The following is a 14,369-nucleotide window of genomic DNA, read 5'->3' as shown; positions in this document are numbered from 1 at the left end:
CGCAGCGCCGCCCGGCCGATGTGCAGCGGGACATCGGGTTCGCCGTGGGCGTGCAGGGCAGGGCACCAGTGTTCGCCCAGGACCGTGCCGCGCCGCTCACACCGCCCCTGCACGGGGCACCCGGTTCGCAGGGGAGGTCATTCGTCGCGGCCGCCGGCCAGCCCCAGCAGCGCGAGCAGCGACTGGAACACGTTGTACAGGCTCAGGTAGACGCCCAGCGTGGCGGTGATGTAGTTGGTTTCATGGCCGTCCTGCACACGCTTCAGGTCGTACAGGATGAAGGCCGAGAAGATGCCGATGGCCAGCACCGACAGCGTGATCATCAGCGCGCTGGACTGGATGAAGAAGTTCGCCAGGCCCGCCACCAGCAGCATGATCGCGCCGATGAAGAGAAACTTGCCCATCGAGGACAGGTCGCGCTTGATGACCGAGGACAGCGTGGCCATGCCCAGGAAGATGGCGCCTGTGCCGGCGAAGGCCGTCATGATGAGCCCGGCCCCATTGGCCAGCCCCAGCACGGAGCCGACCAGGCGCGAGAGCATCACGCCCATGAAGAAGGTGAAGGCCAGCAGGATGGGCACGCCGGCGGCGGAGTTCTTCGTGCGCTCGATGGCGAACATGAAGCCGAAGGCGCCGGCCAGGAACACGACGAGGCCGATGCCCGGCGACATGGCGCGGGCGATGCCGGTGGTCACGCCGAGCCAGGCGCCCAGCACGGTGGGCACCATCGACAGCGCCAGCAGCCAGTAGGTGTTGCGCAGGACGCGGTTGCGTTCGACGACGCTGGGTATGCCGGCGTGGATCGGGTCATAGGTGGTGGTCTGGTTCATGGGATGTCCTGTGGAGTGAGGGTCTGGGTGGCGGAGTCCGGCCGCGACGAAGGGTTGGCAAACGGTGGCCGGACGCGAAAGTGACGGGGAATGCATCGACGCCGCCAACGTGGCGGCCCGCCTGGGCCGGGCGCGCGCCCGCGAAGCCGTCGAAGACGGCGCGCCGAGGCGCGTCAGCCCGCGAGGGCGGCGCAGCAGGGCGGGCGCAAGGGTCCGGCCAGGACGGGCGATCCCGTTTCGGCCGACACGAAGGCGCTTGGCCGCCCCATCGCCGCAGCATGCGTGCTGGGCATCAGCGGCGCCGGCAGCAAGCCGGGCGTCTCGGTCGGCGAATCGCTCTGTGCCTGCGCGGGCAGGCCATCCAGCGGGTGATGCTCCACGGATCCCGCCGGCGCCGCGTCCGGTTCGCCCGCCGCTGCCACCGCGTGCGACTGCTGGGGTGAGGACGGCGCGAGACCACGCGCTGCTTCGATGGTGCTGAGACCAGACCAGAGCAGAACGACGGCGAGGAGGAGGGCGAAAACCCGGGTGGGCATGCCCGCGATTGTAGCGAGGGGGGTGCCACTCCGAGGGCCTCCGGACAACCCCTGGAAAGGGGAGGGTCCCGATGCGTCGAGTGCGTCGATGAACACGGGCGTCTGGCGTCCTCAGGGGCGGCAGATTCGACGGTGCCTCAGGTCACCCGGCCGAAGCAGCCCAGTGCCGCCACGTTGGCGAGCCGCCAGCCCGGCGGTCAGGCTCGGCGGTGCACGATCGTCGGCGCCGTCGAGGGCCATGTGGGCGGCTGCTCAGCGCGCCGGCCGGCCGCCGCGCAGATAGGCCAGCCAGTACACCCCGGCCACCAGCAGCGTGCCGCCGACGATGTTGCCGGCAGTGACGGCCACCAGGTTGCGCGCCACGTCGCCCGCCGACAGGGACCCGGCGGTGTCGAGCAGCATGCCGTAGGGCAGCAGGAACCAGTTGGCGATCGAGTGCTCGCCACCCAAGGCCACGAAGGCCGTGATCGGGAAGGCGATGCCGAGGATGCGGTCGGTGACCGTGTGGCCGCCCTGCGTCAGCCACACGGCCAGGCACACCAGCGCGTTGCAGAGCACCCCGCGGGCGAAGGCCTGGTCCCAGGGCAGGGCAGCCTTGGCCGCGGCCACCTGCAGCGCGGTGGCGCCGACCGCACCGCCGCCCAGGCCCTGCAGCCCCGACAGGTGCACCAGCGCCACCGTGCCCAGGCAACCGATCACATTGCCGACGTAGGCGATCAGCCAGTTGCGCCCCACGGCGCGGCTGTCGACCAGGCCGCTGGCCCAGGCCATGGCCAGCAGGTTGTTGCCGGTGAAGAGTTCGGCCCCGGCCACGATCACCAGCACCAGGCCGAGGCAGAACGCCAGGCCGCCCAGCAGCCGGGTGACGCCGAAGCCCAGCGTCGAACCGGTGACGACCACCAGGTAGAGCATGGCGCCGAGCGAGATGAACGCACCGGCCAGCACCGCCAGCACGCCCAGCGTCACGGGGTCGAGCCTCGATTTGGCGACCCCCAGGCCCTCGACCAGGCTGGCGATCTCCCGCGGGGGGCGGGCGTCCGGGCTGGCGGCATCGGTCATCGGGCGGCGGCGTCGGAGGGGCTGGCGTCGATTGTCGGCGCTTGGCAGGCGGCGGTCGCCTTATTCGCCAGGTTCAGCGTGCTCAGGCAAAGCTTTCACAAGCCCACGCAAGTCCATATTTTTAAACCACTTTCTTTTCGGACGAGCTTTCAAGATGGCCTGTAAGTAGTTGATTTGATTGATTTTTTCGGCCGCGTCGTTGACCCGTCAGATGGCATGCGATACAGTGCCGCGAAGTGGAGAAGTGTGCCTGACTGTGCCTGACATCGTATTCCAAGGAAGCTCGGCGTTGACGCTGGACGGAAAGGGACGGATCACCGTTCCCGCCCGCCATCGCGACGCCCTGGCCGTCCTGACGAACAGCCAGCTCACACTGACCAAGCACCCGGTGGGCTGCCTGCTGGTGTTCCCGCGCCAGGCGTGGGTCAGCTTCCGCGAAAAGCTGCTCGAACTGCCGATGCAGGCCGACGGCTGGCGCCGCCTGTTCCTGGGCAGCGCGGTCGACGTCGAGGTGGACGGTGGTTCGCGCCTGCTGGTGCCGCCCGAGCTGCGCGACGCCGCCGGCCTGACGCGCGACGTGCTGCTGCTGGGCATGGGCCAGCGCCTCGAGCTGTGGGACGCCACCCGCTACGCCGCGCACGAGGCATCGGTGATGGCCAGCCCGATGCCCGATGCCATCCAGGACTTCGTCTTCTGATGACCGCCGCCACCTGGGCCCACACCACGGTGCTCCTGACCGAAGCGGTCGAGGCGGTGGCGCCGTACGCGGCGCTGGACGAGGGCGCGGCCGACGAGGCCGACCCGCCGGCCCGCCCGGAAGGCACCTACGTCGACGGCACCTTCGGCCGCGGCGGCCATTCGCGCGCGCTGCTGACCCGGGTGGGCCCGGGGGCCCGGTTGGTGGCCTTCGACAAGGACCCCGAGGCCGTGGCCGCCGCGCAGGCCCTGGTGGCGTCCGACGCCCGATTCGCCATCGTGCACGACAGCTTTGCCGCGATGCGCGAGGCGCTGGCCGCACGCGGCGTGACCGCGGTCGACGGTGTGTTGCTGGATCTCGGCGTGAGTTCGCCGCAGATCGACAACCCCGAACGCGGTTTCAGCTTCCGATTCGATGCGCCGCTGGACATGCGCATGGACACCACCCGCGGCGAGACGGCCGCGGACTTTCTGGCACGCGCGGACGAGCGCCGCATTGCGGAGGTGATACGTGACTACGGCGAAGAACGGTTTGCTGTACAGGTTGCAAAGGCGCTTGTTGCTCGCCGGGAGGGCGGGAATCCTGTTCGAACCACAGGCGAACTTTCCCAAGTCGTGGCTCGTGCGGTCAAAACCCGCGAACCGGGCCAGGACCCTGCAACGCGCACATTTCAAGCTCTTCGGATTCTCGTCAACGCCGAGCTTGAAGAGCTCGAACAGGGGCTGAACGCGGCGCTGGCCCTGCTCGCCCCCGGCGGCCGCCTGGCCGTGATCAGCTTCCATTCGCTGGAGGACCGCATCGTCAAGACCTTCATCGCGCGCGAGAGCCGCGACGAGGTCGACCGCCGCGCGCCGTTCGCGCCGCCCAAGGCGATGCGCCTGCGATCGCTGGGGCGCTTCCGCCCTGGCGCGGCCGAACTGGCGGCCAATCCGCGCGCGCGTTCGGCCATCCTGCGCGTGGCCGAACGCACGACGGTCGGGGCGGCCGCATGAACCGCGTGAACCTGCTGCTGCTGCTGGCGGTCATCGCCAGCAGCCTGGTGCTGATCAAGAGCGCCTACGACACGCGGCGGCTGTTTGCCGCCATCCACAAGGCCGAGGTCGAGGCGTTGCGCCTGGCCGGCGAGAGCAAGCGCCTGGAGGCCGAACGCCAGGCCCAGGCCACCAGCCTGCGCGTCGAGCGCACCGCGCGCGAGCGCCTGGCCATGCGCACCGCCACGCCGGCGGTCACCCTGTACGTGGTCGACCCGGCGGCACGCCTGGCCGCCGTGCCGGCCTCGATGGCCACCTCGGGGGTCGCGCGATGAAGCTGCCCGGCCGCACGTCCACCAAGGGCGTCAACTACGCCACCAGCCCGCTGCTGGCGTCGCCCACGCCCAACTGGCGCAGCCGCTTCGTGGTCGCGCTGGTGGGCCTGGGTTTCGCCGGCCTGCTCGGCCGCGCGGCCTACGTGCAGTTGATCGGCGCAGATTTCTTCCAGAAGCAGGGCGAGAAGCGCTACGCCCACACGCTGGAGGTGCCGGGCACCCGCGGCCGCATCGTCGACCGCCATGGCGCGCTGCTCGCCACCAGCGTGCCCACGCCCAGCCTGTGGGCCATCCCCAAGGATTTCGTCGCCACGCCAGAGCAGCGCAGGCAGATGCTCAAGCTGCTGCGCATGGACGCCAAGGAGTTCGACGCGCGCCTGGCCAGCGGCAGCCCCAACTTCGCCTGGATCCGCAGGCAGGTGGACGGCGATGTGTGGGCGCAGGTCAAGGCCCTGGGCATCAAGGGCCTGTACGAGACGCGCGAGTACAAGCGCCGCTATCCCGAGGGCGAGTCGGCCGCGCACGTGGTGGGCTTCACCGACATCGAAGACCGCGGCCAGGAAGGCATCGAGCTCGGCTTCCAAAAGGAACTGCAGGGCCGCGACGGCACCCGCGGCGTGGTCAAGGACCGGCTCGGCCGTGTCATCGAGGACATCGGCGACGCCGTCGACCCCGCCGACGGCCGCGACATCCAGCTGTCGATCGACGCCAAGGTGCAGTTCTTCGCCTACCAGCGGGTGCGCGAGGCGGTGCGCGAGCACAAGGCCAAGGCCGGCAGCGTGGTGGTGCTCGACACCCAGACCGGCGAGATCCTGGCACTGGCCAACTACCCCAGCTTCGACCCCGGCGACCGTGGCCGCCTCACCGGCGGGCAGCTGCGCAACCGCGCACTGACCGACATCTTCGAGCCCGGCTCGACGATGAAGCCCTTCGTCATCGCCTGGGCGCTCGAAACCGGCAAGGTCCGGGTCGACGACAGCTTCAACACCGCGCCTGGCAGCGTGGTGGTCAGCGGCATCGCCATCAAGGACGCGCACCCGCACGCCAGCCTGGGGCTGCGCGAGGTGATCCAGAAGTCCAGCAACATCGGCACCGTGCGCATCGCCATGCGCATGCAGCCGCGCGAGCTGTGGGAGCTGTACAGCAACGTCGGCTACGGCCAGAAGCCGCAGATCAGCTTCCCCGGCGCCGTCACCGGCAAGCTGCGGCCCTACAAGAGCTGGCGCCCCATCGAGCAGGCGACGATGGCCTACGGCTACGGCCTGTCGGCGTCGCTGCTGCAGATGGCCCGGGCCTACACCACCTTCGCACGCGACGGCGAGGTCATCCCCGTCAGCATGCTGCGCCAGGAGCAGCCTGCCGCGGGCCTGCGCGTGATCTCGCCCGAGACGGCGCGCGAGATCCGCAAGATGCTGCAGATGGCCGCCGGCCCCGGCGGCACCGGTTCGCTGGCGCAGACGCAGGGCTTCTCGGTGGGCGGCAAGAGCGGCACCGCGCACAAGCAGGAAGGGCGCGGCTATGCCAGCAACAAGTACCGCTCGTGGTTCGTCGGCATGGCGCCGATCGACCAGCCCCGCATCGTCGTCGCGGTCATGCTCGACGAGCCCAGCAACGGCGTCTACTACGGTGGCGCGGTCGCGGCGCCGGTGTTCAGCCAGGTGGTGCAGCAGACGCTGCGTGTGATGGGCGTGCAGCCCGACCTCGAGGTCAAGCCCCAGGTCGTCGCCAAGGCCCTGCCCGACGTGCCGGAGAGCTTCTGAGCATGCACCTGCTGTCCCGCCCCGACGACGCTGCCGCCTGGCTGCGCCAGCGCGTGCGCGGCAGCCTGCGCGTGGACAGCCGCCAGGTGCAGCCGGGCGACGGCTTCATCGCGTGGCCCGGGCATGCCGTCGATGCGCGGCGCTTCGTGCGCGCGGCCATCGACGCGGGCGCCTCGGCCTGTCTGGTCGAGGCCGACGGCCGCCAGGCCTACGATCTGCCCGACGACGCCCGCCTGGCCGCCTTCACCGGCCTGAAGGCCGCCACCGGCACCGTGGCCGCCGCCTTCCACGGCCACCCCGGCGCGGCGCTGTCGGTGCTGGCCGTCACCGGCACCAACGGCAAGAGCTCCACCGCCTGGTGGGACGCGCAGGCGCTGACGCTGCTGCAGCGCCGCTGCGGCGTCGTCGGCACGCTGGGCATCGGCGAGCCGCCGCGCGCCGACACCGCCGACAGTGGTTCGGTGCAGGGCACCGGCCTGACCACGCCCGACCCCGTCACGCTGCAGGCCGCGCTGCGCCGCATGGTCGACGACGGCTTCTCGGCCTGCGCCATCGAGGCCTCGTCGATCGGCATCGCCGAGCACCGCCTGGCCGGGCTGCCGGTGACGGTGGCGCAGTTCACCAACTTCACCCGCGACCACCTCGACTACCACCACGACATGGCCGCCTACTGGGCCTGCAAGCGGGCGCTGTTCGACTGGCCGGGCCTGCGCGCGGCGGTGGTCAATGTCGACGATCCGCAGGGCGCCGCGCTGGCGGCCGAGTTGCAGGGCCGTGCGCTCGACCTGTGGACGGTGTCGACCCGGGCGGGGGCGCGCCTGTGCGCTCAGGATGTGCGCTATGTGGACGGTGGCCTGGCCTTCGAGGCCATCGAAGGCACCGAGGTTCAGCCCGTGCGCAGCACCCTGATCGGCGACTACAACGCCAGCAACCTGCTGGTGGTGCTGGGCGGCCTGTGCGCGCTGGGCGTGTCGCTGGCCGACGCGGTGCAGGTGGTGCCGGGCCTGACGCCGGTGCCTGGCCGCATGCAGCCGGTGTCGGTGGCCGGTGCGCCGCAGCCCGAGGTGGTGGTCGACTACGCCCACACGCCCGATGCGCTGGACAAGGCGCTCTCCGCGCTGCGCCCGCTGGCCGCGGCGCGCGGCGGCCGGCTGTGGTGCGTGTTCGGCTGCGGTGGCAACCGCGACGCCACCAAGCGGCCGCTGATGGGCGCCATCGCCCAGCGCGGCGCCGACGCGGTGGTGGTCACCAGCGACAACCCGCGCGACGAGGTGCCCGAGGCCATCCTGCAGCAGATCGTCGGCGGCATGTCCGCCGCGCCGGCGCCGTGGGTCATCGCCGACCGGCGCGAAGCCATCGAGCGCGCCGTCACCGAAGCCGCGGTGGCCGACGTGGTGCTGGTGGCCGGCAAGGGGCATGAATCGACGCAGGAGATCGCCGGCGTGCGCCACGCGTTCTCCGATGTCGACGTGGCCCTGCGCGCCTTGCGGCTGAGGGGCGCGGCATGCTGATGACCTTGGCCCAGGCCGCCGCGCTGCTGCCCGGATCCACCCTGGTGGGCGACGGCGCCACGCCGGTCCTGAGGGTGCACAGCGACAGCCGCAGCCTGCGGGCCGGCGACCTGTTCGTCGCGCTGCGCGGCGAGCGCTTCGATGCGCATGACTTTCTGCCGCAGGCCCGCCAGGCCGGCGCCGTGGCGGCCCTGGCCGAGCGCGGGCTGGCCGAGGCCAGCCTGCCCGGCTTGCAGGTGTCCGACAGCCTGGTCGCGTTGCAACAACTGGCCCAGGCCTGGCGTGCGCGCTTCGACCTGCCGGTGATCGCCGTCACCGGCAGCAACGGCAAGACCACCGTCACGCAGATGACCGCGGCCATCCTGCGCCAGTGGCACGGCGAGGCCGCGCTGGCCACCGCGGGCAACTTCAACAACCACATCGGCCTGCCGCTCACGGCCCTGCGGCTCACACCCGCGCACCGCGTGGCGGTGTTCGAACTGGGCATGAACCACCCCGGCGAGATCGCGCTGCTGGCGCGCATTGCGCAGCCCACGGTGGCGCTGGTCAACAACGCGCAGCGCGAGCACCAGGAATTCATGGCCACCGTCGAGGCGGTGGCGCGCGAGAACGGCGCGGCCATCGCGGCCCTGCCGGCCGACGGCGTGGCCGTCTACCCGGCCGACGACGCCCAGGCCGGGGTGTGGCAGTCGCTGGCCGGCACGCGCCGGCGCCTCACCTTCGCCGCCCACGGCGGCGCCGACGTGGTGGCCGAGTCGCGCTGGGTGGCCACCACCGAAGGCACCGACGGCACCGACCATTGGGCGCTGGCCCTGCGCACGCCCGCCGGCCCGGTCGATGCCGTGCTGGCCATGCCCGGCGCGCACAACGTGCACAACGCGCTGGCCGCGGCCAGCGCAGCCTTCGCGGCCGGCGCGCCGCTGACGGCCATCGTGAGCGGCCTCGCGGCCTTCCGGCCGGTGGCCGGCCGCTCGCAGCTGGGCCGCTGGCAGCGCGGCGCGCAGTCGGTGGCGCTGGTCGACGACAGCTACAACGCCAATCCCGATTCGGTGCGTGCCGCCATCGACCTGCTGGCCGGGCTGCCCGGGCCGCACTGGCTGGTGCTGGGCGACATGGGTGAGGTCGGCGACCAGGGCCCGGCCTTCCACGCCGAGGTGGGCTTGCATGCGCGCGAGCGTGGCCTCGCACACGTGTGGACCGTCGGTTCGCTTTGCGCCGAGACGGCCGCGGCCTTCGGCGCCGGGGCCCGCCACTTCGACCGCGTCGAGGCGTTGCTCGCCGCGCTGGCCCAGGCGCCCGAGTGCGCCTCGGCGCTGGTCAAGGGCTCGCGCTTCATGCGCATGGAGCGCGTGGTGGCCGCACTGCGGGGCACCGAGGCGGGAGGGCACCATGCTGCTTAGCCTGTCCCAGTGGTTGCTCGGACACTTCCCGGAGTGGGGCTTCCTGCGCCTGTTCCAGTACCTCACCTTCCGTGCGGTGATGTCGGCGCTGACGGCGCTGCTCATCGGCCTGGCCTTCGGCCCGTGGGTGATCCGCAAGCTCACCGAGCTGAAGATTGGCCAGCCGATCCGCGAGTACGGCATGGCCTCGCACCTGGCCAAGTCGGGCACGCCGACGATGGGCGGCGTGCTGGTGCTCATCGGCATCGGCGTGGCCACGCTGCTGTGGTTCGACTGGACCAACCGCTTCGTCTGGGTGGTGATGCTGGTGACCTTCGGCTTCGGTGCGGTGGGCTGGGTCGACGACTACCGCAAGGTCGTGCACAAGAACCCCGAGGGCATGAGCTCGAAGGAGAAGTTCTTCTGGCAGTCGATCGTCGGCCTGGTGGCGGCGCTGTACCTGGCCTTCAGCGTGTCGGAGACGACCAACCTGCGCGTGCTCGAACTGTTCATCCGCTGGGTGCAGAGCGGCTTCTCGAACGACCTGCCGCCCAAGGCCGACCTGATGCTGCCGTTCTTCAAGACGGTGAGCTACCCGCTGGGTGTGTTCGGCTTCATCGGCCTGACCTACTTCGTCATCGTCGGCTGCAGCAACGCCGTCAACTTCACCGACGGGCTGGATGGCCTGGCCATCATGCCGGTGGTGCTGGTCGGCTCGGCGCTGGGCATCTTCGCCTACATCGTCGGCAATGCGGTGTACAGCAAGTACCTGCTGTTCCCCTACATCCCCGGCGCCGGCGAACTGCTGATCTTCTGCGGCGCGCTGGCCGGCGCGGGCCTGGCCTTCCTGTGGTTCAACGCCCACCCGGCGCAGGTGTTCATGGGCGACGTCGGCGCGTTGGCGCTGGGCGGCGCGCTGGGCACCATCGCGGTGATCACGCGGCAGGAGATCGTGCTCGGCATCATGGGCGCGGTGTTCGTCGCCGAGGTGCTGTCGGTGATGGTGCAGGTGAGCTGGTTCAAGTTCACCAAGAAGCGCTACGGCGTGGGCCGCCGCATCTTCAAGATGGCGCCGCTGCACCACCACTTCGAGAAGTCCGGCTGGACCGAGACCCAGGTGGTGATCCGTTTCTGGATCATCACGATGCTGCTGTGCCTGGTCGGGCTGGCGAGCCTGAAGCTGCGATGAAGCACCTCGCCGACCTCTCCGTGCTGGTGCTGGGCCTCGGTCATTCGGGCCTGGCGATGGCGCGCTGGTGCGCGGGCCACGGCGCCCAGGTGCGCGTGTGGGATTCGCGCGAGGCGCCGCCGCAGGCCGACGCACTGCACGATGCGGTGCCCGGCGCGCGGCTGTTCAGCGGCGCACTCGACGCCAGCCACCTGGCCGGCGTGCAGATGGTGCTGAAGAGCCCGGGCCTGTCGCCGTCGGACGAGCGCATCGCGCCGCTGCTGGCCGCCGCACGCGCCACCGGCCTGGCCATCGGTGGCGAGCTCGACCTGTTCGCCCGCGCGCTGGCTGACCTGTTGGCCGAGCGCGGCTATGCGCCGAAGGTGATCGCCATCACCGGCACCAACGGCAAGACCACCACCACGGCGCTGACCGCGATGCTGGCCGAGCGCGCCGGCCGGCGCGTGGCCACCGCCGGCAACATCGGCCCGACGATGCTGGACACGTTGGCCGAGGTACTTGCCAAGGAGCCGGCACCGGTGGTGGACGGGGCGGCCGTGTCCGATGCCGAGACGGGCGCCGCGGCCGACGCTGACGCCGGGGCTGGTGGCGCCGCCACCGGCGATGCCAGTTCCACGGTGGTCGACGCGGCATCCGACGCGGGCACCGTGGCCCCGCCGGCCGACGAGACCGCGGCCGAAAGCGCCCCGGCCGACGACGAGGCCCCGCTGCAACTTGCCCCGCCGCCCCCGGCCGCGCCGGTGTTCGAGCACCTGCCCGAGGTCTGGGTGCTCGAGCTGTCGAGCTTCCAGCTCGACGGCGTGCAGGGCTTCGAGCCCGACGCCGCCGCGGTGCTCAACGTCACGCAGGACCACCTCGACTGGCACGGCTCGATGGAGGCCTACGCGGCGGCCAAGGCACGGGTCTTCGGCACACACGCGGCGATGGTCGTCAACCGCGACGACCTGCGCGTCGAGGCCATGGTGCCGGCGCCCGTGATGGTCAAGGGCGGCCGCGGCCGCGCGGCCAAGGCGGTAAGCCGCAAGGTGTTGCGCTTCGGCCTGGATGCCCCGCATCACCCGGGCGACTACGGCCTGGTGGTCGAGAACGGCATGGCCTGGCTGGTGCGAGCGCTCGAAGCCGACGAGACGGTCAAGCGCCGCAAGGACGAGACCGTGGAGATCCACCTGCAGCGCCTGATGCCCGCGGATGCGCTGCGAATCCGCGGCCGCCACAACGCGGCCAATGCGCTGGCGGCCCTGGCCCTGGCCGGGGCGATCGGCTGTGCGCTGGCGCCGATGCTGCACGGCCTGCGCGACTACCACGGCGAGCCGCACCGGGTCGAGTTCATCGCCCGCATCGGCGAGGTCGAGGCCTTCGACGACAGCAAGGGCACCAACGTCGGCGCCACCGTCGCGGCGCTCGAGGGCCTGGGTGCCGACAAGGCGCCGGGCAAGCTGGTGGTGGTGCTGGGCGGTGACGGCAAGGGCCAGGATTTTTCGCCGCTGGCCGGGCCGGTGTCGCGCCAGGTGCGTGCCGTGGCGCTGATCGGGCGCGACGCTGCCACGATCGAGGCGGCCCTGGCCGCCACCGGCGTGCCCATGGTCCACCACGCCGACCTCACCGCCGCCACCGCCTGGTGCTTCGAGCAGGCCCGGCCGGGCGACGCGGTGCTGCTGAGCCCGGCCTGCGCCAGCCTCGACATGTTCCGGAACTACGGCCACCGGGCCGAGGTCTTCGTCGACGCGGTGCGCATGCTGGCCGCCGAGCGGGGAGAGACGGTGTGACGTCGCAAGCCCGCCGCTTCGGCCTCGACGGCCTCGTTCAGCGCTGGAAGGCCGCTCGTGCTGCGCGCGAGCAGCGCCTGCCCATCCGCGAGTGGACCGGTCCATCGGGTGGGCAGCCGCCGCGCATCTCGGGCTTCGACCAGGGCCTGGTCTGGGTCGTCGTGGCCTTGCTCGCGCTCGGCCTGGTGATGGTCTATTCGGCCAGCGTCGCAATGCCCGACAACCCCAAGTTCGCCCGCTACGCGCCCACCTATTTCCTGAGCCGGCATGCGCTGTTCATCTGCATCTCGGTGCTCGCCGCGGTGCTGGCGGTGCAGGTGCCCGTCAACACCTGGGAACGCTGGGCGCCGTGGCTCTTCGTGGTCTCGTTGGTGCTGCTGACGGTGGTGTTGATCCCGCAGGTCGGCAAGGGCGTCAACGGTGCACGCCGCTGGATCCCGATGGGCTTCATGAGCTTCCAGCCGAGTGAGCTGGCCAAGCTGGCCATGGCCATGTACGCGGCCAGCTACATGGTGCGCAAGATGGACGTGAAGGAGCGCTTCTTCCAGGCCGTGTGGCCGATGGCGGTGGCGCTGGCCGTGATCGGCCTGCTGCTGCTGGCCGAGCCCGACATGGGCGCCTTCATCGTGATCTCGGTGGTGTCGCTGGGCATCCTGTTCCTGGGCGGCGTCAACGGCCGCATGTTCGTGGTCAGCAGCGCTGTGCTGGTGGGCGCCTTCGGTCTGATGATCGCAGCCAGCCCGTTCCGCCGCGAACGCATCCTGGCCTTCCTGGACCCCTGGGACCCGGTGTACTCGCAGGGCAAGGGCTACCAGCTCACCCATTCGCTGATCGCCTTCGGCCGTGGCGAGCTCACCGGCCAGGGCCTGGGTGGCAGCGTCGAGAAGCTGCACTACCTGCCCGAGGCCCACACCGACTTCCTGATGGCCGTGATCGGCGAGGAACTCGGCTTCATCGGCGTGGCGGCGGTGATCATCGCCTTCTTCTGGCTGACCCGCCGCCTCTTCGTCATCGGCCGCCAGGCCGTGGCGCTGGACCGCGTCTTCGCCGGCCTGATGGTGCAGGGCATCGGCATCTGGTTCGGCGGCCAGACGCTGATCAACATGGGCGTGAACCTCGGCGCCCTGCCCACCAAGGGCCTGACGCTGCCGCTGCTCAGCTATGGCGGCTCGGCGATCCTGATGAACCTTGTCGCGCTGGCGATTGTCGTGCGTGTGGATATCGAAAACAGGCAACTCATGCGGGGAGGAAGGGCGTGATGCCGCACCTCGTCGTCATGGCGGCCGGCACCGGCGGCCACATCATCCCCGGCCTCGCGGTGGCCAGCGAGGTGCAACGCCGCGGCTGGACCGTCAGCTGGCTGGGCACCACCACCGGCATGGAAAACAGGCTGGTGCCGCCCAGCGGCATCGCGATGGACACGCTGTCCTTCACCGGTCTGCGCGGCAAGGGCCTGCTGCACACGATGACCGGCGGCCTGCGGCTGCTGAAGGCCTTCTGGGACAGCCTGCGCATCCTGCGCCGGCGCGGGGCCGACGCGGTGCTGGGCATGGGCGGCTACGTGTGCTTCCCGGGCGGCCTGATGGCCTCGCTGCTGGGCAAGCCGCTGATGCTGGTCAACGCCGATGCGGCCCTGCTGCTGTCGAACCGGTCGCTGTTGCCGGTGGCCGACCGCGTGGCCTTCGGATTCGACGGCGAGGCCGCGCGGTCCACGAAGCTGGGCCTGGTCACCGGCAACCCGGTGCGCGCCGAGATCGAGGCGATCGCGGCGCCGGCCCTTCGCTTCGCCGGGAGGCAGGGCCCGCTGCGCCTGCTGGTGGTCGGCGGCAGCCTGGGCGCCCAGGTGCTCAACACCACGCTGCCGGCGGCGCTGGCACGGCTGCCTGCGGCGCAGCGGCCCACCGTCGTCCACCAGACCGGCAGCGCGCAACTCGACGCCGTGCGGGCGGCCTACCGCGACGCCGGGCTGGCCGCCGAAGTGCTGCCCTTCATCGACGACATGGCCGCCAGGCTGGCCGACTGCGACCTCATCGTCTGCCGCGCCGGCGCGGTGACGGTGAGCGAGCTGTGCGCCGCCGGCGTGCCCAGCCTGCTGGTGCCGCTGGTCATCCGCACCACCTCGCACCAGCGCGACAACGCCGAGTTCATGGCCCGCCACGGCGCCGCGCGGCACCTGCCGCAGGCGCAGTTGACGCCCGAGGCCCTGGCCGGACACCTGCTGGCGCTCGACCGGCCGGCCTTGCTGGCCATGGCCGAGCGGGCCCGCACGCTGGCCCTGCCGCAGGCCGCGTCGAAGGTGGCCGACGAGTTGGACAAACTGGTGCGCAAGGCATGAA

General features: G+C 71.3%; 13 protein-coding genes. 10 read left to right on the top strand and 3 right to left on the bottom strand.

What is annotated here, in order from left to right:
• Positions 1-137 precede the first annotated feature (137 nt).
• The 3 genes from EOINJALH_RS24430 to EOINJALH_RS24420 all read right to left on the bottom strand — a co-directional run bounded on the left by EOINJALH_RS24430 (position 138) and on the right by EOINJALH_RS24420 (position 2,425).
• Positions 138-830, bottom strand: a complete 693-nt coding sequence (locus EOINJALH_RS24430) for a Bax inhibitor-1/YccA family protein (protein ID WP_088285056.1) — start codon at positions 828-830, stop codon at positions 138-140.
• Between the two features lie 173 nt (positions 831-1,003).
• Positions 1,004-1,366: a hypothetical protein gene (locus EOINJALH_RS24425; protein WP_144290151.1), complete on the bottom strand. Its 363-nt coding sequence runs from the start codon at positions 1,364-1,366 to the stop codon at positions 1,004-1,006.
• A gap of 252 nt (positions 1,367-1,618) precedes the next feature.
• Entirely contained in the window at positions 1,619-2,425 is an 807-nt protein-coding gene (locus tag EOINJALH_RS24420; RefSeq protein ID WP_088285052.1) for a formate/nitrite transporter family protein, read from the bottom strand.
• A gap of 211 nt (positions 2,426-2,636) precedes the next feature.
• Here EOINJALH_RS24420 and EOINJALH_RS24415 point away from each other — a divergent pair, with 211 nt between their 5' ends.
• From EOINJALH_RS24415 to murG, 10 genes are read left to right on the top strand one after another with little or no spacing between them, the layout of a single operon-like run.
• On the top strand, positions 2,637-3,122 hold the full coding sequence (locus tag EOINJALH_RS24415; RefSeq protein WP_088285050.1) for a division/cell wall cluster transcriptional repressor MraZ: 486 nt from the start codon (positions 2,637-2,639) through the stop codon (positions 3,120-3,122).
• On the top strand, positions 3,122-4,114 hold the full coding sequence (rsmH, locus tag EOINJALH_RS24410) for a 16S rRNA (cytosine(1402)-N(4))-methyltransferase RsmH (protein ID WP_088285048.1): 993 nt from the start codon (positions 3,122-3,124) through the stop codon (positions 4,112-4,114). Before EOINJALH_RS24415 ends, rsmH begins: the two co-directional genes overlap by 1 nt.
• Positions 4,111-4,428 carry a cell division protein FtsL gene (ftsL, locus tag EOINJALH_RS24405; protein WP_088285046.1) on the top strand — a complete coding sequence of 106 codons (318 nt, stop codon included), beginning with the start codon at positions 4,111-4,113 and terminating at the stop codon, positions 4,426-4,428. The genes rsmH and ftsL overlap by 4 nt, the downstream gene beginning before the upstream one ends.
• On the top strand, positions 4,425-6,188 hold the full coding sequence (locus EOINJALH_RS24400) for a penicillin-binding protein 2 (protein WP_088285044.1): 1,764 nt from the start codon (positions 4,425-4,427) through the stop codon (positions 6,186-6,188). Before ftsL ends, EOINJALH_RS24400 begins: the two co-directional genes overlap by 4 nt.
• 2 nt (positions 6,189-6,190) lie before the next feature.
• Positions 6,191-7,699 (top strand): UDP-N-acetylmuramoyl-L-alanyl-D-glutamate--2,6-diaminopimelate ligase, encoded by a 1,509-nt coding sequence (locus EOINJALH_RS24395; protein WP_088285042.1) that lies wholly within the window; start codon positions 6,191-6,193, stop codon positions 7,697-7,699.
• The gene (gene murF / locus EOINJALH_RS24390) at positions 7,693-9,099 is read left to right on the top strand and encodes a UDP-N-acetylmuramoyl-tripeptide--D-alanyl-D-alanine ligase (protein WP_088285040.1); all 1,407 of its coding nucleotides are present in this window, start codon (positions 7,693-7,695) and stop codon (positions 9,097-9,099) included. Before EOINJALH_RS24395 ends, murF begins: the two co-directional genes overlap by 7 nt.
• A complete protein-coding gene (gene mraY, locus EOINJALH_RS24385) occupies positions 9,089-10,267 on the top strand; it encodes a phospho-N-acetylmuramoyl-pentapeptide-transferase (RefSeq protein WP_088285038.1) in 1,179 nt (392 codons plus the stop codon). Before murF ends, mraY begins: the two co-directional genes overlap by 11 nt.
• The gene (gene murD, locus EOINJALH_RS24380) at positions 10,264-12,033 is read left to right on the top strand and encodes a UDP-N-acetylmuramoyl-L-alanine--D-glutamate ligase (protein WP_088285036.1); all 1,770 of its coding nucleotides are present in this window, start codon (positions 10,264-10,266) and stop codon (positions 12,031-12,033) included. Before mraY ends, murD begins: the two co-directional genes overlap by 4 nt.
• On the top strand, positions 12,030-13,292 hold the full coding sequence (gene ftsW, locus EOINJALH_RS24375) for a putative lipid II flippase FtsW (protein ID WP_404872795.1): 1,263 nt from the start codon (positions 12,030-12,032) through the stop codon (positions 13,290-13,292). The genes murD and ftsW overlap by 4 nt, the downstream gene beginning before the upstream one ends.
• Positions 13,292-14,368 (top strand): undecaprenyldiphospho-muramoylpentapeptide beta-N-acetylglucosaminyltransferase, encoded by a 1,077-nt coding sequence (gene murG, locus EOINJALH_RS24370; protein WP_088285034.1) that lies wholly within the window; start codon positions 13,292-13,294, stop codon positions 14,366-14,368. The genes ftsW and murG overlap by 1 nt, the downstream gene beginning before the upstream one ends.
• Position 14,369 lies beyond the last annotated feature (1 nt).

The sequence above is a fragment of the Ideonella sp. A 288 genome, assembly GCF_002198735.1.
Classification (GTDB): domain Bacteria; phylum Pseudomonadota; class Gammaproteobacteria; order Burkholderiales; family Burkholderiaceae_C; genus Pseudaquabacterium.
Note: the sequence above shows the minus strand (reverse complement) of the source record. Positions and strands in the feature narration are given on the sequence as shown.